The sequence below is a fragment of the Microbacterium terregens genome, from assembly GCF_039534975.1.
Classification (GTDB): Bacteria; Actinomycetota; Actinomycetes; order Actinomycetales; family Microbacteriaceae; genus Microbacterium; species Microbacterium terregens.
Window position 1 is genome coordinate 3,052,717 of the sequence record NZ_BAAAWH010000001.1, and the last position, 20,162, is coordinate 3,072,878.

The window sequence follows — 20,162 nt, forward strand, 5'->3', positions numbered from 1 at the left end:
CGTCGGCAGATAGCCTGAAACCATGGCACGCACTTCACGACTCCACGCCGTCGCCGCGGGATCGCCGTGATCACCGTCGACGAACACCTCGCACAGATTCTCGATGCGGTGAGGGTGTTCGAGACGACCACGATTCCCCTCGCCCAAGCCCTCGGACTCACGCTGCGCGCACCGGTGCATGCGGGGGTCGATCTGCCGCTGTTCGACAACTCCGCCATGGACGGGTTCGCGGTCCGCTTCGCCGACGTCGCGACGGCGAGTCAAGCATCGCCGGCGGTTCTCCGCGTCGTCGCTGACCTGCCCGCCGGCACGTCGCTCGAACCGACCCTCCACGCCGGGGAGGCGGCGCGGATCATGACGGGTGCCCCGGTGCCGATGACCGCCGACACCATCGTCCCGTTCGAGGACACCGCGGGAGGCCTCGAGGATTCGCTCGACGTGGTGCGCGTGCAGCAGGCACCGCGCGGTCCCGGAGCGCACATCCGCCGGCGTGGCGAGGACTGCACCGTCGGAACCGAACTCATCCCGGCGGGTGTGATGCTCGGACCGCTGCAGCTGGCGGCGATCGCGGCGACCAATGTCGAGAGCGTCACCGTGGCCCGGCGTCCGCGTGTCGCCGTCATCTCGACCGGCAGCGAGCTGGTTCCCCCCGGCTCACCGCTGGTTCGAGGGCAGATTCCCGAGTCCAACTCGCTTCTCCTCGGTGCCCTCACCACAGGCGCCGGCGCAGATGTGGTGCTGCAGACGACCGTCGCCGATGTCGACGACGACCTGCGAGCCGCTCTCGCCGAGGCCACCGCCCGTGGCGCGGATGTCGTGGTCACCTCCGGCGGCGTGAGCGCCGGCGCGTTCGAGGTCGTCAAGAGCACTCTCGCCGAGATGACCTTCGTGAAGGTCGCGATGCAGCCCGGCAAGCCGCAGGGCTTCGCCGCCGGGCGGCCGCTGGTGTTCGGCCTGCCCGGCAACCCGGTGAGCGCCGCAGTGTCGTTCGAGGTGTTCGTGCGCCCGGCCCTGCTGGCGATGCAGGGCCGAACGAATCTTCACCGGCGGATGCTGCGCCTGCCCGCGACCCAGGGCTGGCGCGTGCCGCGCGGACGCCGGCAGTACCTTCCCGTCGTGCTCGTGGACGGCGGCGTCGCGCCGGCGACGACGGGCGGCTCGCACCTGGCCGGAGGGCTGGCCGGGGCCGAAGCCTATGCCGTGATTCCCGCTGAGGTGGAGGCGGTCTCGCATGGCGACGTCGTGGATGTCATGCTCGTCTCGTGAACGAATTGGCTGCGATCCTGCTCGCGGGCGGCCGCGGGTCCCGGATGGGCGGCGTACAGAAGCCGTTGCTCGAGGTCGGCGGCCGGACACTCCTGGCCGCCGCCGTCACCGCCGCGCACGAGGCCGGATGTGATCCGATCATCGCGGTCGGCGCCCCGGTCGTGACCACCGAGGGCCCGATCGCCCCGGTCATCTGGGTCCGCGAGGACCCGCCGTTCGGCGGACCGGCAGCGGCGATCCTGGCCGCGCTGCCCTTGATCTCGGCATCCCGCACGCTGGTGCTCGCCTGCGACCTCCCGCGTGTCGGTGCGGTCGTTCCGCTCCTGCGCACCGCACCGGCCGAGGCGGATGGTGCATGCCTGGTCGACGAGTCGGGCCGACGTCAACCGCTCGCCGGTCTCTATCGGACCGACGCCCTGCGCGCCGCGGGCGCAGCGATGCCCGAACACGGCCGTGGCGCCTCGGTGCGGGCGCTGCTCGAGGGCCTCCAGGTCACCGAGGTCCCGGCATCCGATGACATCGCCGCCGACATCGACACCTGGGACGATCTGAACGAAGCACGAAGGAGAAACCCGTGAGCACGCACCTGCCACCGGAAGCGTTGGATGCCTGGGCGGAAGCCCTCCGCGAAACGTTCGGGCTCGGGGCGGACGATATCCCCATCCCGCTCATCCTGGATATGGCCCGCGATGTTGCCGTCGGCGTGGCACGCCCGGCCGCCCCTCTGAGCGCCTTCATCGCAGGGCTCGTCGCCGGTCGTGGCGGCGGGTCGCCGGAGCAGGTCCGAGCGACCGTCGCCGAGATCACGTCGCTGGCCGGCGGCTGGCGGTCAGAAGGCTGATCAGACGGCGGGCTGCCGGCGCTCGAGCCGAACGATCACGGACTTCGAGGTGGGGGTTCCGCTGATGTCGGCCGTCGAATCCAGCGGCACGAGCACGTTGGTCTCCGGGTAATACGCCGCAGCGTTTCCGCGCGGAGTCGAATACGCCACGATGCGGAACTCTTCCGCCCGGCGCTCCACGCCGTCGCGCCACTCCGAAACGAGATCGACCACGTCGTTCTCCGCGAAGCCGAGTTCGTGGATGTCCTTCTCGTTGACCATGATCACGCGACGTCCGCCGTGGATGCCGCGATAGCGATCGTCCTTGCCGTAGATCGTGGTGTTGTACTGGTCGTGGGAGCGCAGCGTCTGCAGCAGCAGACGACCATGCGGGATGAACGGGTACTCGAGTCGGTTCGCCGTGAAGACCGCCTTGCCGCTCTCGGTGGCGAACGAGCGCTCGTCACGCGGAGCGTTGGGCAGGTACAGCGTCCGGTTCTTGGCGATCTTCGCCTCGAAGTCCTCGAATCCGGGCACCACACGGGAGATGTGATCGCGGATGCCGGTGTAGTCGCTCTCGAGTGCCGCCCAGTCCGCGACGGGCGCGTTCTGACGACCCTCGAAGACCATCGCGCACAGGCGGGCGACGATCGCGACCTCGCTGAGCATGTCGTTCGCCGGCGGGACGAGGCGGCCACGCGAGGCGTGGACGGCGCTCATCGAATCCTCGACGGTCACGCGCTGTTCACCACCGCCTCGGATGTCGCGGTCGGTGCGCCCCAGGGTCGGCAGGATGATCGCTCGGCGTCCCGTCACGGCGTGCGAACGGTTCAGCTTGGTGGAGACCTGGACGGTCAGATCCAGGTTGGCCAGCGCGGCTTCGACGACGTTCGTGTCGGGTGTGGCCGAGACGAAGTTCCCGCCCATCGCCACGAAGACGCGGGCCTTGCCGTCGCGCATCGCGCGGATCGCCTCGACGGTGTCATAGCCGTGCTTGCGGGGAGCGTGGAAGGCGAACTCGTCGTCCAGCCACTGCAGGAAGTTCTCGGCGGGCTTCTCGTAGATGCCCATCGTGCGGTCGCCCTGCACGTTGGAGTGTCCGCGCACCGGGCAGACGCCGGCGCCGGGCCGGCCCATGTTGCCCTGGAGCAGCAGCACGTTCACGACATCTCGCAGCATCGCGACCGAGTGCTTGTGCTGGGTCAGCCCCATCGCCCAGCACACGATGGTGGCCTTGGATGTGCGCACGAGCTCCGCCACCCGACGCAGCGCGGTCTCGGGGACCCCGGTCGCCGAGACGAGATCGCGCCACTCGACGTCGCGGACCTCTTGCGCGTACGCCTCGAATCCCGTGGTGTGCGCGTCGATGAACGGGTGATCGAGCACACCGCCCTCGCGCTCCTCGACCTCGAGGAGGTGCTTGCCGATCGCCTGGAACAGCGCCTGGTCCCCGCCGAGGCGGATCTGCACGAACTCGTCGGCGAGCTTGGTACCGCCGAGAATCACGCCCTTGGGTGTCTGCGGGTTCTCGAAGCGCATGAGGCCCGCTTCGGGCAGAGGGTTGACCGCGACGATGGTCGCGCCGCGCCCCTTCGCCTTCTCGAGGGCGCTGAGCATGCGGGGATGATTCGTGCCGGGGTTCTGCCCGGCGATGATCAGGAGGTCGGCGTTGTGGATGTCGTCGATCGTGACGGTGCCCTTGCCGATGCCGATGGTCTCCACGAGTGCGGAACCGCTGGACTCGTGGCACATGTTCGAGCAGTCCGGCAGGTTGTTCGTCCCGAATCCCCGGACCAGCAGCTGGTAGAGGAAGGCTGCTTCGTTCGAGGTCCGCCCGGACGTGTAGAACACGGCCTCGTCGGGATCGTCGAGTCCGCGCAGCGCATCGGCCACCTCTCGGAGGGCGTCATCCCAGGAGATCGGGACGTAGTGGGTCGCACCCTCTTCGAGAACCATCGGGTGCGTCAGCCGGCCCTGCTGGCCGAGCCAGTAGTCGTCGTGGCCGCGCAGATCGTCGATGGAATGCTCGGCGAAGAATGCCGGAGTCACGCGGCGAATCGTCGCCTCCTCGGCGACGGCTTTGGCGCCGTTCTCGCAGAACTCCGCGATGTGGCGCTTCTCCTCCTCGGGCCACGCGCACCCGGGGCAGTCGAACCCGTCCTTCTGGTTCACCTGCAGCAGCGTCTGGACGCTGCGCTTGATGCCCATCTGATCGTTCGCGATCTTCAGGGAATGCAGCACCGCGGGCACGCCGACGGCGACCTTCTTGCGGCCGGAGACGTGGACCTGTGCCTCGTCGATGTCTGAGTGGGGGGGCTTCTTCGCCATGCGTCCATCCTAGGCGAATACCTATCTCAATAGGTATTGATGGTCGGAGCGGACCGGTGGCCTCGCCCGATGTATCGCGTCAGCGCCTGCCGGTGCCGAACATCCCGCGGATGACGCCGTTGAGAATCGTCTGCGTGGACTTGGATCCGAGGATCTGCTCCAGCGGCGACTTCTGGCTCGACCGCGTCGTCCTGCTCGTGCCGGATGTCTTCTTCAGGAGACGGTCGTACTCGGCCTGCGCCTTCCGGTCGGCGGCGGCGGCGGCCTTGTCGATCGCCGCCTGCTGCTTGGCGAACTCCGCGTCCGCCTTCGCCTTGGCCAGCGCCGCCTCTTCCGCAGCGGCGGCCGCGTCGGCCGCGTTCATGCGGGCGGTGAGGATCTCGCGTGCCGACTCGCGATCGATGGCGGTTCCGTACGTTGCAAGCAGGGGGGATGCTGTCACCGCCGCGTCGATCGCGGCATCCGGTGTGGGTGTCATCAGGCCCTGCGGCGCGCGCAACCGGGTCCAGGCGACGGGCGTCGGGGCGCCCTTCTCGCTCATGACCGTCACGATCGCCTCGCCGGTGCCGAGTTCCTGCAGGACGCGCTCGAGATCGTAGCCGGACCGCGGATAGGTCCCGACGGTGGCGCGCAGCGCCTTCGCGTCGTCGGGCGTGAAGGCGCGCAGCGCGTGCTGCACGCGCGAACCGAGTTGGGCCAGCACGTCGGAGGGGACGTCCTTGGGAGTCTGCGTGACGAAGAAGACGCCGACGCCCTTGGAGCGGATCAGTCGCACGGTCTGGACGATCGCCGCGGTGAAGTCCTTCGACGCGCCCGTGAAGAGCAGGTGCGCCTCGTCGAAGAAGAACACCAGCTTGGGCTTGTCCACATCGCCCACCTCGGGCAGGATCTCGAAGAGCTCGGCCAGCAGGTACATCAAGAACGTGGAGAACAGCGCGGGCTTGTCGGCGACGCCCGGAACTTCGAGCAGGCTGATGATCCCCGCCCCATCCGGAGCCGCGCGGAGGAACTCGCGAACGTCGAACTCCGGCTCGCCGAAGAACACGTCCGCGCCCCCGTCGGCGAAGGTGATCAGCTCGCGCAGGATGACGCCTGCCGTCGCCGTCGACAGGCCGCCCAGATCCTTCAGCTCGGCCTTGCCCTCGTCGCTCGTGAGATAGCTCAGCACCGCACGCAGGTCCGACAGGTCCACGAGTGCGAGGCCGTGGCGATCGGCGTAGTGGAAGACCAGGCCCAGACTCGACTCCTGCGTCTCGTTGAGCCCGAGCACCTTGCTCAGCAGAAGCGGCCCGAACGCCGAGACGGTGGCGCGCACCGGCACGCCCTTGCCGATCCCGCCGAGCGCGTAGTACTCGGTGACGGATGCCGCGGGCTTCCAGTCCTGGCCGATCGCCCGGGTGCGCTCGAGCAGCTTCTCGCTCGACTCCCCCGGTGTGGCGACGCCGGACAGGTCCCCCTTGATGTCCGCGGCGAAGACGGGCACACCCTTGGCGGCCAGCTGCTCGGCCAGACCCTGCAGCGTGCGTGTCTTGCCCGTGCCGGTGGCACCCGCCACCAGCCCGTGCCGGTTCATCATCGCGAGGGGGATGCGGATCTGCGCATCCGCCACCGCCGTGCCGTTCATCAGTGCGCCCAGATCCAGGGTGGGCGTCGCGAACGTGTAGCCGGCCACCACGGCCTGCACCTGCGCCGCGGTGAGGGGCCCGGCACCTTCGCTCCCCGAAATCGCTGCGCGACCGGCACCCGGCGAGGCTTCGACAGGCTCAGCGACCGGGGGGTCAGGCTCAGCGACCGGGGCGCCCGCATCTATTCGCGCCCGCGCGGCATCCGCCTCGGCGGTGGCCAGCGCCGCTCTCGCCTGCGCGGCCTTCAGCTGCGCTTCCGCGGCCTCCGATTCCGCGCGCAGGCGCGCGAGTTCGGCCTCAGCGGCGGCGACGGCGGGATCGGTCGTGTCGGGCGCGCTCATGCGCTCAGCCTAGTGACGCGCCCGCCCGCGGTACCGGGGATCTTTCGCGGGCGATCAGCGGCGCGAACAGCGCGCCGACGATCAGCACCACCCCGACGCCGGTCAGTGCGCCGCCGAGGGTGTCAGTCAGCCAGTGGGCGTGCAGGGCGGTGCGGCTCAGCGCCATCAGAAGCACCCAGGCGATGCCGACGAGCAGCACCCACAGCCGGGGGAAGAGAACGACCGCCGCGGCAGCCAGGGTCGCCGCGTTCGCCACGTGCCCGGAGGGGTATGAGCCGTAGTCGCTGACGACGATGATGTCCTCGGGCCGAGCGCGACCGAACAGGTGCTTCAGCACCTGCACGGCTCCGGCCGAGGCCGCCTCCGCAGCGAGGAAGAATGCCGCCGACCAGGGTCTGCGCAGCAGTATCAGCGCGATCGCGCAGCCGATCGGAACGACGAGGACGCCGAACCAGGTTCCGCCGAGGAAGTTGAGCACCCGCGAGAAGCCATCGAGGAACATCGACGAATTGGCCACCAGGAGCGAGTTCCACCACGTATCGACGGCGAACGGCGTGGGGCGGGCGAAGATGATCGCACCCAGCGCACATGCTGCGGCCAAGAGCAGCACTCCGGCCACGAGCAGCCAGATCCGGGATGTCCACGACGGCGGGGGCGTTTTCGCAGCATCCATCCGCCTATTCTGCCCGCGGACGGGCACGGCACCCGTTACACGCGCAGGGCGCGCGCAATGATGAGGGCATGGCCCGTGTCGTCGATGTCGTCCGTGCGGCGATTGCGCCGCTCACCCGCACCCGCTGCTTCCGCCGCGTCGGTCCGATCCTGTTGCCGCCCGTGGAACGCATGGTCGGAGCCTTGACGGGTGGACGGGTGCAGCTGAGCGGTCTGCTCGTTCCATCCCTGGTTCTGCATACGCGCGGTGCGAAATCCGGCGCACCCCGCGATGCTCCGCTCATGTACACCCCGGACGGGTCGGGTCGCGCGATCGTCGCCGGTACCAACTTCGCCGGTGGGCGGCATCCGGGCTGGACGGCGAATCTCCTGGCCCACCCGGATGCCGCGATCACCGTCCGCGGCACGCGCATGGCGGTGCGCGCCACGCCGATCCCGGTCGATGAGCGCGATGCCGCGTGGGCCCGCATCGAGTCGCAGTGGCCGGGCTACCGCCAGTACGAGCGGGACTCGGGCCGGACCGTGCGGCTGTTCCGGCTGCAGCCGGTGCGTGCGCCGCGCTGAGTCAGGGCGTCAGCTGGGCGACGGTCCGCGGCCGGACCACGATCCAGAGCGCGAGGGCGCCGATGATCGAGCAGCCGACCATGACCGAAGCCATGGTCGTCGCCGTGATTCCGGCGTCATGCGAGATCCAGCCGACGACCGGCGAGATGAGTCCCGCGACACCGAAGTTCACGGCACCGAGGATGGAGGCGGCCGTTCCCGCCGCCTTGCCGTGCCGATCGAGGGCGAGCACCTGCACGCACGGGAAGGTGAACCCGCACGCTGTCATGAAGACGAACAGCGGAATCAGCGTGCCCCACAGCCCGAGACCCAGCGCGTCGCACACGATGATCGCCGTGGAGGCCAGGATGAGGACGCTGGTGGAGCAGGCGAGAACCCACTGGGGACCGAAGCGGGCGGCCAGCCGCGACGCGGCCTGCACACCGACCACGACGCCGACGGAGTTGACCGCGAACAGCAGCCCGTACGTCTGGGCGTCGAAGCCGAAGCTCTGCTGGAACAGGAACGATGACGCGGACAGATACGAGAACAGTCCGCTGAAGGTCATTCCGCCGATGATGAGAACGCCGATGAACACGCGGTCACTGAAGACGCTCTTGTAGCGCTGCAGCACCGTGGTGCTGCCCTTGTCGTTGCGCCGGGCCTTGGGCAGCGTCTCGGGAACGAACGCGATCGCACACGCGAGCATCACCGCGCCGTAGACGGCGAGCACCACGAAGATTCCCCGCCACGGCATGACGGCCAGGAGCGCCGACCCGATGAGCGGGGCGACGACCGGGGCCACACCCGACACGAGCGCCAGGCGGGAGAGCATGACGACAAGTCGCCTGCCGCCGAACAGGTCGCGGACGATCGCCATCGCGACGACGCCGCCGGCCGCGGCACCCATGCCCATGCCGACGCGGGCGACCATGAGAAGCTCCAGCGTCGGGGCGAACGCCGCCGCGACGCTGGTCACCACATGCAGGGCGGTGACCGCGAGCAGCGGGATGCGTCGACCGACCTTGTCGCTGAGCGGGCCGACGATGAGCTGACCGAGCGCGAAGCCGATCATCGTCCCGGTCAGGGTCAGCTGGATGGCGGCGGCCGTGGTCTGGAAGTCCGCTTCCAGTACCGGGAACGCCGGCAGATAGAGGTCGACCGTGAACGGGCCGAGCGCCGTGAGCGCGCCGAGCAGCACGATGTACAGCACCCGGCGGCGATGCGGGATCGAGTCGCCGGGGTGCAGCATCACCGGCGCGGTCGCCGGGTTCCGGCCGAGGGTGCGGATCGCCCCGGTGGTCAAGGCGGGGGGACGCGGAGTCTGAGGAACGGGGGCCGACTCAGTCGTGGGAGCAGGGTTCTGCGCCGGCTTCTGAGCGGGCGTGGAGGCGGTATCGAGCACAGTTCTCTTCGTTGTCGACGGGGGGCGGGAAGCGGCCGCCGAGGGATCGACTGAGGCGCGCAGAGAAGGATCATCGAATCGTCCCGAATCGATTCGATGGTCCAATCGTACCGGACTCGCGCCGCTGCGACGTCCGCGCCGACGGCGTCGGTGCGAGTCCGCGGGGCGGCCCCGAGCCCCGCCGCACACCCGCTCCCCTGTCACGACGGACGCCGCCGGCGGCGTGTCGCGACAGGCGAGCAGCGCAGGCTCCCAGGCCCGGCCCGCTCCGGCGCGCTCCGGCCCGCTCCCCTGTCACGATCGGACGCCGCCGGCGGCGTGTCGCGACAGGCGAGCAGCGGGGCTTCGCGCCTGTGGGCGCCTTCCCAGGGGGATGAACATGCGCTCGAATAGGATGGGGGCACCTTCCGCATCGCAGCCCACTCGTTCCCGACGGGCGCCTGAGCCGAGATCACACATATGACCCCGACACCCCCGCGCCCGGCCGCAAAGCAGACGAGCGGCAATCCGGCCACGCAAGCGCAGATCGCCACGAGCGTCAAGCAGCAGCGTGAGCAGAAGCGGCAGCAGAAGCTGGCGGAGTACCAGAAGCAGCTCGCCAAGCGCCGGCGCAGCAAGCTGTTGTGGTGGGTGGCCGGCGCGTTCGTCGCCATCGGCGTCATCGCTGCGATCGTGGCGTCCATCGTGTTCGCCCCCACGCCTCCCCCGACTCTGAGCCCCGGCGACGGAGACGGCACCTCCATCGAGGGCGTCGAGACGTTCCAGAACACCGCGAACCACGTCGAGGGTGACGTCCAGTACCCCCAGACTCCGCCCGCCGGCGGCGACCACAACGCGATGTGGCTCAACTGCGGCATCTACGATCAGCCCGTGCCGAACGTCAACGCCGTGCACGCCCTCGAGCACGGCGCCGTGTGGATCACCTACGACGCCGCCGCGGTGGGCGACGAGGAGCTCGCGGCGCTGCGCGCTCAGCTGCCCTCGAGCTACGTCGTGCTGTCCCCCTATGAGGGCCTGGACTCGCCGATCGTGCTCAGCGCATGGAACGCGCAGCTCAAGCTCGACTCGGCGGACGACCCGCGCTTCTCGGAGTTCCTCACGACGTACTGGAGGAACCAGAACGCACCCGAGCCGAATGCCGCCTGCTCCGGCGCGCTCGACGCTCCCGGCAAGCAGTAGGCCCCCGATGAGCGACGAAGCGTCAGGGGCCACCGCGCCACGGCGCTGGATCCTCATCGTGCTCGCGTGCCTGGCGATCGCTGGTCTGGCGTTCGCGATCGGGCGGTTCTCGACCTTCGGCGCATCGGCGACGAGCAGCCCTGCGAACGACTCGGCCGAGGCCGGGTTCGCCCGCGACATGCAGGTCCACCATGCGCAGGCCATCGAGATGGCGATGCAGATCTACCGCACCACCGATGACACGGAGCTGAGGACGCTCGCGTACGACATCGCGACCGGGCAGTCCGCCCAGCGCGGCGAGATGTTCGACTGGCTCGTGCAATGGGGCCTGCCTCAGGCCGGTGAGCCGCTCATGAACTGGATGGCCGACGCCGACGGCGGTCACTCCGCGCACGGCGGCACGGCAGCCGAACCCCTGAATGACGCCGAGCTGAGCGCCGCCATGGGCATGGCAACCGACGCCCAGCTCGCACGGCTGCGCGCCTCCACCGGCAGCGAGGCGGACTGCCTCTTTCTCGAGCTCATGATCCGTCACCACGAAGGTGCGATCCCGATGACCGACGCCGTGCTCGAACGGGGATCCGTGCCGCGCGTGCTGACTGTGGCGACCAGCATGAAGAACGGGCAGACAGCCGAGATCGACGCGATGAAGAGCCTCCAGAGCCGCCTGGGCTGCACTGGTTGAGCACCCCGGCCGGCGCCTCGCTACAGTGAACGGGTGACCGCCGCTCTCGCATCCGCCCGGCACCGCCCGGCTCTCGTCACGATCGCGGTCGTGCTGATCTATGTCGGCGGAGTCTCCAGCACGGCGTTGGGCACGCTCATCCTGCTGAGCCGATACCAGGTGGAGTCCGCAGATGTTCTGCCGGTCTCACTGCTGGGCGCCGCGGTCATCCTGTTCGGTCTGCTCACCATCGCGGTGGCCTCCGGCGTCGCCCGCGGTCGGCGTCTCGCGCGATTGCTGCTGACGATCTACATCGCCGTGCAGTTCGCCCTCCACATCGTCACGATCGTGTCGACCGAGGCATGGGACGCGTCGGCCGTCGCCGAGATGATCGCCGACACCTTCATCCTCATCGCGGTGTGGGCACCCCCGGGGTCTCGTTACTTCCGCCGCATCCCCGCTGATCAGGACGCGGGCGCCGCGACGGCCTGATCGCGGTCCGCACCCCGCGCCACGCCGACCGCGGTGGCCGCGGCCAGGGACCGCGCAACGAACCGGCGGTGGAAGAACCGCACCACTTCGATCGCCCCGATCGTGCAGATCGTCACGAGCGCGATGAGATAGGCGCATTCCTCGCCCGGATCGACGAGTTGGAAGAACTCCGTGGACAACGGGACGCTGAAGATCACGACGAGCGCGATGAACATCGCCCCGATGACGAGCACCTTGTAACGGTTGAGCGGCCGTGAGAGCACGGTGAGCACCCAGATCCCGACCACCGCGAGGATGATCGTCGATCCGGTGCGCAGCTGGGCTTGCTCTACGCCGAGCTGCATCGCCCCGAGCGTGTACAGCGTCAGCGCGACGGCGATGATCAGACCGGAAGGGATCGCGAAACTGAGTGACCGTTTGAGGAATCCCGGCACGTAGCGTTGCGTGTTCGGCATCAGAGCGAGGAAGAACGCCGGGATGCCGATGGTCAGCCCGTCGGTGATCGACAGCTGCCGGGGCAGGAACGGGAACTCAAGAACGAGAACGCCGAACAGGATCGCGAGCGCCGTGGCATAGGCCGTCTTGGTCAGGAACAGCATCGAGACACGCTCGATGTTCGCGATGACCTGCCGCCCGGCGGCGACGACATCGGGAAGGTGCGAGAACTGGCCGTCGAGCAGGACAAGCCGAGCGACCGCCTTCGTCGCCGCCGCGCCGGAGTTCATCGCGATGCCGATGTCGGCGGTCTTGATCGCGAGCGCGTCGTTGACTCCGTCCCCCGTCATCGCCACGACGTGGCCGCGCGCTTGCAGCGCGACCACCATGCGCTTCTTCTGCTCGGGCGTCACTCGGCCGAAGACGGTGTGGGTGTCCAGGATCTCGCCGAGCTGCGCGTCGTCCTCCGGGAGCTTGCGGGCGTCGTACCCCTCCGCGATGTCCAGACCGACCTCCCGCGCGATGGCGGCCACGGTTCGAGGATTGTCGCCCGAGATGATCCGGATGCCGACACCCTGCGCCGTGAAGTAGGCGAGCGTGTGCGCGGCATCCGGCCGGACCTGCTCGCGGAACGTCAGCACGATCGCCGGGACCACCCCCGCGGGAAGCCGCTCGGCCTGCACGTCGGCCTCCGTGAGCGGCACGTCGGAGTGGGCGAGGACGAGCGTGCGGCGACCGGACGAAGCGAGGTCGATGACGGTGCGTCCGAGCTCGCCGGCACGGTCGGACGCGGCATCCCCGAACACCATCTCGGGGGCGCCCAGCACCCAAGTGCCGGCCGTCCCGGACGCGAATGAGACGGCGCTCCACTTGCGGGCGGAAGAGAACGGGATGTAGGCCGCGGCCTCCGTGGGTGTCGCAGGCTCCAAGGGGAAGGGTTCGCGCAGGCAGCGGGCGGTGGCGTTGGCATCCGGTGCGGCTCCGTACCACGCGAGCGCGGACTCCCACGCGGGTTCCGCATCGGAAAGCGGGTGGGCGCCGTCGAACCGGATCTCGCCGCCGGTGAGGGTGCCGGTCTTGTCGAGGCAGATCACGTCCACGCGGGCCAGGCCCTCGACCGCCGGCAGCTCGTTCACGAGCACCTGTCGGCCGGCAAGCTTGGCCGCCCCGACGGCGAAGGCGATCGAGGTGACCAGCACCAGCCCGAGCGGGATCATCGCGGTCAGGGAAGCGATGGTGTTGACGACCGCCTGCACCCAGGTCCCGCTCTGCCACGCGCCCACCCAGCCGCCCGCGACCATCATCTGCGCGTTCAGAACCAGCAGTCCGATCGGGCCCACCCCCCAGCCGACCCAGGTCAGCACCCGGTCGATCGAGGTGCGCAGCTCTGAGGAGACCATCGAGAAGCGCTTCGCCTCATCGGCGAACTTGTTCGCATAGGAGTCCGCGCCGACCCGGGTGACCTGGGCCAGACCCTCGCCGGCAACCACGACCGAGCCCGAGAGCGCCTCGTCACCGTGGTTCTTGTCGACGGCGTCAGATTCGCCGGTCAGCATCGATTCATCGATCTGAAGCGCCCTGCCCGAGACGACGACCGCATCGGCGGGCACCTGGTCGCCGGCACGCAGGATGAGAATGTCGTCGAGCACGACCTCCGCGGGGGCGACCTCCCGTTCCTCGCCGTCGCGACGGACCCGCGCACGCGGCGCGTTCAGGAGCGCCAGCCGGTCCAGCTTGGCCTTGGCGCGGAACTCCTGAACACAGCCGATGATCGCGTTCGCGAAGGCCGCGAGACCGAACAACGCGTCCTGCCATCGTCCGAGCAGCAGCAGGACGAGGAAGCACCCGCCCACGATCGCGTTGAAGAGCGTGAAGACGTTGGCGCTGACGATGTTCCAGACGCTGCGGCTGGAGTCCGGCGTGAACGCGTTGGTCCGGCCGGCGGCGATGCGCTCGGCCACCTCTGGCTGGGTGAGCCCGACCGCCGGGTCAACGAGCGCGGGTGTGACGTCGACGTCCGTTGCGGCATCCATGGATCACACCCTATTGGGGTGGACGGGAGGGCGACGGCGACCGCCCTCCCGCAGAACTCATCCCTTCGTCGCGCCGGCCAGCAGACCGCGGACGAAGAACCGCTGCAGCGCGAAGAACACGATCAGCGGGACCAGGATCGACAGGAACGTGCCGGCGGCCTGCAGGAACCATTGGTTGCCCCACGTCCCCGACAGTGACGCCAGGGATTGAGTCATCGGCAGAGACGAAGATGGCGCGAAGATCGTGGCGACGAGCAGATCGTTCCAGACCCAGATGAACTCCAGCACCGCGAAGGATGCCAGGGCCGGCGCCGCGAGCGGCAGGATGATCCGGAAGAACATCTGCCCGTGTCCGGCTCCGTCCACACGCGCCGCCTCGATGACTTCACTCGGAATCTCGGAGATGAAGTTGTGCAGCAGGAACACGGCCAGCGGCAGCGAGAAGATCGTGTGCGCGATCCATACCGTCGCGAAGCTGTGGTCGATCTCGCGAAGGTCCAGCCCCGGAAAGATCGTCACGCCGTTCACCGAGAAACCTCGGGAGAACAGGCTGAGCAACGGGACCAGCGCCATCTGAAGCGGAACGATCTGCAGCGCGAACACCGCGATGAAGGCGAGGTTCTTGCCCTTGAAGTCGATCCAGGCGAACGCGTAGGCCAGCAGCGACGCGACCGCGAGCGAGAAGCACACGACCGGGATCGTGATCGCCAGCGAGTTGAGGAACGACTCCGCCAGCGTCAGGGTGGTACCGCCCGCGGTGAGCGCCGCAGCGTAGTTCCCGAGGGTGAACTCGGGGTTGGTGAACACCGTCCACCACCCGCTGGTCTGCGTGGCGGCCGGGGGCCGGAACGACGTCACCAGCAGACCGAAGGTCGGGATGGTCCAGAAGAACGCGATGATGATGGCCGCGATCGTCGCGCCTTTGGACGTGAGCCGCCTCTGCGCCATCTTCTCGTGCTTGCGCGTGTCGCGTGCCACCTGACGCGCGGTTCGCGGATCGCTGGTCGGCTCGACGACCACTGTTGAGATGGTCATCGGATCTCCCTCTGCTTCCTGATCTGAACCACATTGAACACGATCAGCGGTATCACGAAGATGAACAGCACGACCGCGAGGGCGGCTGCGTGTCCATAGCTCTGGAAGCGCTGCTGCTGGTTGACCATCTCGAAGGCGAGCACCGTCGAGTTCGATCGTCCGCCCGTCATGACGGCGACCACGTCGTAGATCTTCAGCGACCCGATCGCGATGGTCGTCACGACCACCACGATGGACGGGCGGATGCCGGGCAGCGTGACGTTGCGGAACCGCTGCCAGGCGTTGGTGCCGTCCAGCTCCGCCGCCTCCATCTGTTCGATGGGCACGGCTTTGACCGCGGCCGAGAGGATCACCATGGCAAGGCCGGTCTGACTCCAGATGAACACGATCATCAGGAAGAACGTGTTGATCAGGGGTTGCACGGCCAGCCACGGCACCGGCTCGCCGCCGAACGCGACGACGATCGCGTTCAGGATGCCGACCTGCTCGCCCTGGCGGTAGTCGTACGTGAGCTTCCAGATGATGCCGGCGCCCACGAACGAGATCGCGAAGGTCATGAAGATCAGCACCTTCAGGAACTTCTCGCCACGCGCCTTGTCGATGAACACCGCGTAGGCGAGGCCGATGATCGTGGCGACCGCCGGGACGACCAGCACCCAGATGACGGTGTTGATGACCGACCAGAACCCTTCGGGGTTCGTGAAGGTCCAGATGTAGTTCTCCAGGCCGACGAAGTTCTTGCCCGTCTTGTCGAAGAACGACTGGAAGACCGTCGAGATGGCGGGGTAGATCAGACCGATGAGCAGGAGGATCGCGGCGGGCGCCGCGAAGATCACCAGCTGGAACAGGTATCCCGCGCCCCGGCGCGACCGATAGTCCACCCAGAACAGCAGAGCACCGAGGATGACGGCGATCCCGAGGACGTAGATCACGGCGTTCTGGTACGGCCGCAGGAGCATGAACGCCAGGACCGGGATGGCGAAGCACGCGATCAGCCGCAGCCAGAAGTACCCGCGTCCCGAGCGCGGCGCATACTCGATGAGCAGAAGGATGAGCCCCACGACAGCACCGAATGCGATGAGCACGATCGGGATCTGCACAAGGGGCCCCAAGTCGCCCAGCCACCGGAAGAAGCTGTTGAGCGAAACCCCCAGTGAAACCGGCCGAGCCTCGACCGGTGGTCGGGTCACCATGAAGAGGAAGAGCGCAACCACCACGATCAGTCCGACCGCCGCGACGATGATCGTCGTCCGCTGCTTCCGCGATAACGCCTCCGCCTTGGCGAACGCGTCGTCGGCGTCTGGGGGTGCTGAGGCCTTCCTGGTCTCAGGCACCTTCGTTGTTCCAGTCATGAGTACCTTCCGAGTGCCGCGTCGAACTCTGGGACGGACCGTGGTTCCGTACGCAGAACCCCGGTGACCTCTTGTAGTGCCGCAGTGGGGCCGCCCGCCTCGGCGAACGACCCCGCTGCGTCTCTTGCTTGTCTAGTTGTCGTAGCCGGCCTGGATGTCGCTCAGGACCGTGGCGGTGTCCTTGCCATCGATCCAGTCGACCATCCCCTTCCAGAACGATCCAGAGCCCACTGTGGAAGGCATCAGGTCGGACGCGTCGAAGCGAACTGTCGTGTCCGGGTCCTGCAGCAGCTGCATAGCCTCAGTGAGGAACTCGCTGGAAGCGAGGCTCGGATCGGCGTTCAGGTTCGCGGAGATGACTCCACCGAGGCCCACGCGCGCGTCAGCGAACTCGGGCGTAGCCATGAACTCGAGCACCGCGGCCGTGGCGGCATCGTCCGAGAATGCCGTGACGAACTCGCCACCGACCTCGATCGTGGCAGCGCCCTCTTCGAAACCGGGGAGCACGAACGCGTACACGTCACCGTCGGGCGCCACCGTCGGCACCTGACCCTCGGCGTTCTCCACGTCGAGGAAGTTCGCCGACAGGAAGGACGCCTGGTGGGTGAGCGCGCAGTTGGCGGTCGCGACGGGAGCAGCAACGGCGGCGAAAGCCGTCGAGTTGATGCTCGCCACGTCACCGAAGCTCGCGTTCACGTAGTCCGGGTTGAGCAGGATCTCGCCGACCGCGTCGAAAGCATCCGCGATCTCAGGGTCGGTGAACTTGACCTCGTTGGCCACCCACTGGTCGTAGACCTCCGGTCCGGACTGGCGCAGGACGAGGTCCTCGATCCAGTCGGTTCCGGGCCAGCCGGACGCAGCCTCGGAGAAGAACCCGGCGCACCAGGGTGCGGTGCCCGTCTTCTCCTGAATGGTCGCGGTCAGCTCCAGCAGCTCGTCCCACGTCGTGGGCACTTCGACGCCCCACTCCTCGAACGAGGCAGGCGCGTACCAGACGTAACCCTTGATGTTGGCGAGCATCGGCGCCGCATAGAACACGTCGTCGAACGTGCCGTAGGCCTTCCAGTCCGGCGACCAGTTCTCGTCGACGTTGGCTTCCACACCTTCGGGTGCGGGAACCGCCTCCCCCGTCTCGACGAGCGTCCTGAGCAGGCCGGGCTGCGGCACGATCGCGATGTCGGGCGCGTCTCCACCCTGGACCTTGGTAACGATGTTGCCTTCGAAGGCCTTGTCGCCGGTGTACTCGACGATGACGCCGGTTTCCTCGGTGAACGCGTCGAAGGATGCCTGCAGGTCGTCCGCCTCGACACCCGTGATGCCACCGGAGATGCTGACGGTCTCGCCCTCGATCGAGCCGGAGTCGCCGGTCTCGTCGCCGCCTTCGGCGCAGCCGGCCAACGTCAGTGCGGCGATCGCCACCACGCCGAGTGCCACTGCTGTGCGGCGATGCGCGGGTGAACGCATTCCAGTCATTTACTGCCTCCTAGTTGAGTGCCGTGCGCGCTGCGCACGTCGAGTCCCATTGATTCGGTGCTTCGGGAACCGTTTCCATAGACACCGTAGGGGACAACGAGAGCGACGCACAATCACCCGTAGTCACAACTCGGTAACCCTCGCCATGCGGGTCTTCTCGGGCCCCGCACGGGGAGCGCTAGGCTCAGCTTCGTGCGCGGCCGGATCGCGGTCGTCCGGTGTGGAATCGATTTCACAGCGTCCACTCACGGCCGTCCCTCCGCGGTGAGAACGCAGCCCGTTGACGCGAAGGAGCACCGATGAGCGGCATTTCGGATGTTGCGCGCCTCGCGGGCGTCTCCAAATCGACCGCGAGCAGAGCGCTGAGCGGCAGCGGCTATGTCTCCGAGAAGACGCGGCTCAAGGTCGCGGCGGTCGCGGCATCCCTGGAATACGTCCCTTCCAGCAACGCAGCGAGCCTCGTCACCGGCCGCACCCGCAACGTTGGCGTCGTGATCCCCTACCTGCACCGGTGGTTCTTCGCCGAGGTGCTCGAGGGGATTCAAGCCGCACTGCTGGAACGCGGCCTCGACCTCACGCTCTACGATGCGAACCCCGGCACCGAGGGCAGACGCCGCATCTTCGAGGACTTTCTCGCGCGCAAGCGATTCGACGGCCTCATCGCCGTCGGCCTGGAGCCCGAGGATCACGAACTCGAGCGACTGCTGAAGATCGGCCGGCCCGTGGTGAGCGTCGTGGGGACGGATGCCGATGCCAGCGTGATCGGAATCGACGACAACGACGCCGCACGCCGGGCGACGCACCACCTCACGAGCCTCGGCCACGAGCACATCGCGTTCGTCGGCGGTGGAAGCAGCCCGCGGTGGGCCAGCGTGGACCGGCGACGGTTGGACGGGTATCTCGAGGCGATGTCGGAGGCGGGACTGACCGCGCGTGCGCAGCACATCAGATCCGAGGTGTCGCTGCCGGGCGGGTATGCGGCGGCCGTCGATCTGCTCGGAGCCCGCTCCCGGCCGACCGGAATCGTGGCGGTGTGCGACGAAGTCGCGATCGGCGCGATCATCGCGGCGCGGAGACTCGGCATCGGGGTCCCCGGCGACCTCAGCGTGGTGGGCATCGATGATCACAAGTACGCGGAGATGTTCGCCCTCACAACGCTTCAGCAGGTCCCCCGCGAGCAAGGACGCGCCGCGGTGGAACTGCTCGAAGCTCAGCTGGCCGATGCGGATGCCGAGCCGACGCACCTGGCGCTTTCGGCACGACTGATCGTGCGGGCTTCCACGGGCCCCGTCGATGCGCAACACTCCGTGATGGTCTCGGACGCTCGAACCGGCATCGACGGCAGCGTCTAGCTGCATCGCGCGCACGAGAAAGCCCCGGATGCCTGAGCATCCGGGGCTTTCTCGTTGTCGGCCGGGTCAGCGCACGCGCCGACCCGTGCGAGTCACTTGAGGGTGACGGTCGCGCCGGCCTCTTCGAGAGCGGCCTTGCCCTTCTCGGCGGCCTCCTTCGAAACACCCTCGAGAACAGCCTTGGGTGCACCGTCGACGACGGCCTTGGCCTCGCCGAGGCCGAGCGAGGTGAGCTCGCGGACGACCTTGATGACCTGGATCTTCTTCTCGCCGGCGGCCTCGAGCACGACGTCGAATGCCGTCTGCTCCTCGACCTCTTCGGCGGGTGCGGCACCGGCGGCGGCCGGGCCGGCAACGGCGACGGGCGCCGCGGCGGTGACCTCGAAGGTCTCCTCGAACTTCTTGACGAACTCGCTGAGCTCGATGAGCGTGAGCTCCTTGAACGCGTCGAGAAGCTCGTCAGTGGTGAGCTTTGCCATGATGTTTCTCCTTGCTTGTGTTTCGTGTCCCGATACGACCGCTATGCGGCCTCATCGACAACCGTCACGAATGGATGTGTGCCGAGCCTGATCAGGCTGCGGACTCCTGCTTCTCACGCAGCGCGTCGACCGTGCGAACGGCCTTCGACAGCGGAGCGTTGAACAGATATGCGGCGCCGAACAGCGAGGCCTTCATCGCACCGGCGAGCTTCGCCAGCAGGACTTCACGGCTCTCAAGGTCAGCGAGCTTGTTGACCTCATCGGCGGTCAGGGCGGCACCGTCGAAGTACCCGCCCTTGATCACCAGATGAGGGTGTGCCTTGGCGAAGGTACGCAGTCCCTTCGCGACGGCGACAGGGTCACCGTGCACGAATGCGATGGCCGAGGGGCCCTTGAGGTCCTCGTCCAGCGTTGAGATCCCCGCCTTGTTGGCGGCGATCTTGGTCAGCGTGTTCTTCACCACGGCGTATTCCGCATCCTGACGAATGCTGATGCGCAGCTCCTTGAGCTGGGCAACCGTCAGACCGCGGTACTCGGTCAGCAGAACGGCGGTCGAGTCCTCGAAATGCTTCGTGAGCTCGGCGACCGATGCATCCTTCTGCGCCATGGCCACTCCTTGTGTGTACGAGACGCCCCACGATGGCGGGGCGCCGGCCGAAGGCATCCGC

Annotated in this window: 18 protein-coding genes; 8 read left to right on the top strand and 10 right to left on the bottom strand. The window is 68.1% G+C overall.

From position 1 onward, the window contains the following. Nucleotides 1-66 precede the first annotated feature (66 nt). The 3 genes from ABD655_RS14215 to ABD655_RS14225 are packed head-to-tail and all read left to right on the top strand — an operon-like array spanning nt 67 to nt 2,107. Nucleotides 67-1,266 (top strand): molybdopterin molybdotransferase MoeA, encoded by a 1,200-nt coding sequence (locus ABD655_RS14215; protein ID WP_344714917.1) that lies wholly within the window; start codon nt 67-69, stop codon nt 1,264-1,266. Then, nucleotides 1,263-1,844: a molybdenum cofactor guanylyltransferase gene (mobA, locus tag ABD655_RS14220; RefSeq protein ID WP_344714919.1), complete on the top strand. Its 582-nt coding sequence runs from the start codon at nt 1,263-1,265 to the stop codon at nt 1,842-1,844. The genes ABD655_RS14215 and mobA overlap by 4 nt, the downstream gene beginning before the upstream one ends. Further along, nucleotides 1,841-2,107 (top strand): DUF6457 domain-containing protein, encoded by a 267-nt coding sequence (locus ABD655_RS14225; RefSeq protein WP_344714921.1) that lies wholly within the window; start codon nt 1,841-1,843, stop codon nt 2,105-2,107. The genes mobA and ABD655_RS14225 overlap by 4 nt, the downstream gene beginning before the upstream one ends. Here the strand turns inward: ABD655_RS14225 and ABD655_RS14230 are convergent, their stop codons facing one another. From ABD655_RS14230 to ABD655_RS14240, 3 genes are all read right to left on the bottom strand, one after another. Continuing rightward, nucleotides 2,108-4,414, bottom strand: coding sequence for an FdhF/YdeP family oxidoreductase (locus tag ABD655_RS14230; protein WP_344714923.1), 2,307 nt, complete (start codon nt 4,412-4,414; stop codon nt 2,108-2,110). A gap of 79 nt (nt 4,415-4,493) precedes the next feature. Continuing rightward, nucleotides 4,494-6,380 (bottom strand): helicase HerA-like domain-containing protein, encoded by a 1,887-nt coding sequence (locus tag ABD655_RS14235; RefSeq protein ID WP_344714925.1) that lies wholly within the window; start codon nt 6,378-6,380, stop codon nt 4,494-4,496. A 4-nt stretch (nt 6,381-6,384) separates the two neighbouring features. Next, the gene (locus ABD655_RS14240; protein ID WP_344714927.1) at nt 6,385-7,053 is read right to left on the bottom strand and encodes a phosphatase PAP2 family protein; all 669 of its coding nucleotides are present in this window, start codon (nt 7,051-7,053) and stop codon (nt 6,385-6,387) included. A gap of 68 nt (nt 7,054-7,121) precedes the next feature. Between ABD655_RS14240 and ABD655_RS14245 the strand changes: the two genes are divergently transcribed. After that, nucleotides 7,122-7,616 carry a nitroreductase family deazaflavin-dependent oxidoreductase gene (locus ABD655_RS14245; RefSeq protein ID WP_344714929.1) on the top strand — a complete coding sequence of 165 codons (495 nt, stop codon included), beginning with the start codon at nt 7,122-7,124 and terminating at the stop codon, nt 7,614-7,616. A gap of 1 nt (nt 7,617) precedes the next feature. Here ABD655_RS14245 and ABD655_RS14250 read toward each other — a convergent pair whose 3' ends face one another. Then, nucleotides 7,618-9,000 carry a Bcr/CflA family efflux MFS transporter gene (locus ABD655_RS14250; protein WP_378721676.1) on the bottom strand — a complete coding sequence of 461 codons (1,383 nt, stop codon included), beginning with the start codon at nt 8,998-9,000 and terminating at the stop codon, nt 7,618-7,620. A gap of 459 nt (nt 9,001-9,459) precedes the next feature. Between ABD655_RS14250 and ABD655_RS14255 the strand changes: the two genes are divergently transcribed. The 3 genes from ABD655_RS14255 to ABD655_RS14265 are packed head-to-tail and all read left to right on the top strand — an operon-like array spanning nt 9,460 to nt 11,335. After that, the gene (locus ABD655_RS14255) at nt 9,460-10,179 is read left to right on the top strand and encodes a thioredoxin-like domain-containing protein (protein WP_344714931.1); all 720 of its coding nucleotides are present in this window, start codon (nt 9,460-9,462) and stop codon (nt 10,177-10,179) included. 7 nt (nt 10,180-10,186) lie between these two features. Further along, nucleotides 10,187-10,864 (top strand): DUF305 domain-containing protein, encoded by a 678-nt coding sequence (locus tag ABD655_RS14260; protein WP_344714933.1) that lies wholly within the window; start codon nt 10,187-10,189, stop codon nt 10,862-10,864. A gap of 33 nt (nt 10,865-10,897) precedes the next feature. Continuing rightward, nucleotides 10,898-11,335 carry a hypothetical protein gene (locus tag ABD655_RS14265; protein ID WP_344714935.1) on the top strand — a complete coding sequence of 146 codons (438 nt, stop codon included), beginning with the start codon at nt 10,898-10,900 and terminating at the stop codon, nt 11,333-11,335. Here the strand turns inward: ABD655_RS14265 and ABD655_RS14270 are convergent. The 4 genes from ABD655_RS14270 to ABD655_RS14285 form a co-directional block, all read right to left on the bottom strand. Continuing rightward, nucleotides 11,308-13,803 (bottom strand): HAD-IC family P-type ATPase, encoded by a 2,496-nt coding sequence (locus tag ABD655_RS14270; protein ID WP_344714937.1) that lies wholly within the window; start codon nt 13,801-13,803, stop codon nt 11,308-11,310. The two genes, ABD655_RS14265 and ABD655_RS14270, sit on opposite strands and share 28 nt — an antisense overlap. Before the next feature lie 57 nt (nt 13,804-13,860). Next, complete coding sequence (locus ABD655_RS14275) at nt 13,861-14,838, bottom strand: carbohydrate ABC transporter permease (RefSeq protein WP_344714939.1); 978 nt, start codon at nt 14,836-14,838, stop codon at nt 13,861-13,863. Then, complete coding sequence (locus ABD655_RS14280) at nt 14,835-16,031, bottom strand: carbohydrate ABC transporter permease (protein ID WP_378721730.1); 1,197 nt, start codon at nt 16,029-16,031, stop codon at nt 14,835-14,837. The genes ABD655_RS14275 and ABD655_RS14280 overlap by 4 nt, the downstream gene beginning before the upstream one ends. Nucleotides 16,032-16,322: 291 nt before the next feature. Next, nucleotides 16,323-17,654 carry an ABC transporter substrate-binding protein gene (locus ABD655_RS14285; protein WP_378721728.1) on the bottom strand — a complete coding sequence of 444 codons (1,332 nt, stop codon included), beginning with the start codon at nt 17,652-17,654 and terminating at the stop codon, nt 16,323-16,325. Between the two features lie 308 nt (nt 17,655-17,962). Here ABD655_RS14285 and ABD655_RS14290 point away from each other — a divergent pair, with 308 nt between their 5' ends. Continuing rightward, nucleotides 17,963-19,015 carry a LacI family DNA-binding transcriptional regulator gene (locus tag ABD655_RS14290; protein ID WP_344714946.1) on the top strand — a complete coding sequence of 351 codons (1,053 nt, stop codon included), beginning with the start codon at nt 17,963-17,965 and terminating at the stop codon, nt 19,013-19,015. Nucleotides 19,016-19,107: 92 nt separating this feature from the next. On the opposite strand, the gene rplL is transcribed toward ABD655_RS14290, so the two are convergent. Further along, nucleotides 19,108-19,494 (bottom strand): 50S ribosomal protein L7/L12, encoded by a 387-nt coding sequence (gene rplL, locus ABD655_RS14295; RefSeq protein WP_257503023.1) that lies wholly within the window; start codon nt 19,492-19,494, stop codon nt 19,108-19,110. Between the two features lie 91 nt (nt 19,495-19,585). After that, nucleotides 19,586-20,101: a 50S ribosomal protein L10 gene (gene rplJ, locus ABD655_RS14300; protein ID WP_344714951.1), complete on the bottom strand. Its 516-nt coding sequence runs from the start codon at nt 20,099-20,101 to the stop codon at nt 19,586-19,588. Nucleotides 20,102-20,162 lie beyond the last annotated feature (61 nt).

Bases quoted from the DNA above. Each gene is read 5' to 3' on its own strand.
- ABD655_RS14270 (WP_344714937.1), bottom strand. From the start codon at position 13,803: ATGGATGCCGCAACGGACGTCGACGTCACACCCGCGCTCGTTGACCCG.
- ABD655_RS14235 (WP_344714925.1), bottom strand. From the start codon at position 6,380: ATGAGCGCGCCCGACACGACCGATCCCGCCGTCGCCGCCGCTGAGGCC.
- ABD655_RS14240 (WP_344714927.1), bottom strand. From the start codon at position 7,053: ATGGATGCTGCGAAAACGCCCCCGCCGTCGTGGACATCCCGGATCTGG.
- ABD655_RS14255 (WP_344714931.1), top strand. From the start codon at position 9,460: ATGACCCCGACACCCCCGCGCCCGGCCGCAAAGCAGACGAGCGGCAAT.
- rplL (WP_257503023.1), bottom strand. From the start codon at position 19,494: ATGGCAAAGCTCACCACTGACGAGCTTCTCGACGCGTTCAAGGAGCTC.
- ABD655_RS14285 (WP_378721728.1), bottom strand. From the start codon at position 17,654: ATGCGTTCACCCGCGCATCGCCGCACAGCAGTGGCACTCGGCGTGGTG.
- ABD655_RS14275 (WP_344714939.1), bottom strand. From the start codon at position 14,838: ATGACCATCTCAACAGTGGTCGTCGAGCCGACCAGCGATCCGCGAACC.
- ABD655_RS14290 (WP_344714946.1), top strand. From the start codon at position 17,963: ATGAGCGGCATTTCGGATGTTGCGCGCCTCGCGGGCGTCTCCAAATCG.
- ABD655_RS14260 (WP_344714933.1), top strand. From the start codon at position 10,187: ATGAGCGACGAAGCGTCAGGGGCCACCGCGCCACGGCGCTGGATCCTC.
- rplJ (WP_344714951.1), bottom strand. From the start codon at position 20,101: ATGGCGCAGAAGGATGCATCGGTCGCCGAGCTCACGAAGCATTTCGAG.
- ABD655_RS14280 (WP_378721730.1), bottom strand. From the start codon at position 16,031: ATGGTGACCCGACCACCGGTCGAGGCTCGGCCGGTTTCACTGGGGGTT.
- ABD655_RS14230 (WP_344714923.1), bottom strand. From the start codon at position 4,414: ATGGCGAAGAAGCCCCCCCACTCAGACATCGACGAGGCACAGGTCCAC.
- ABD655_RS14245 (WP_344714929.1), top strand. From the start codon at position 7,122: ATGGCCCGTGTCGTCGATGTCGTCCGTGCGGCGATTGCGCCGCTCACC.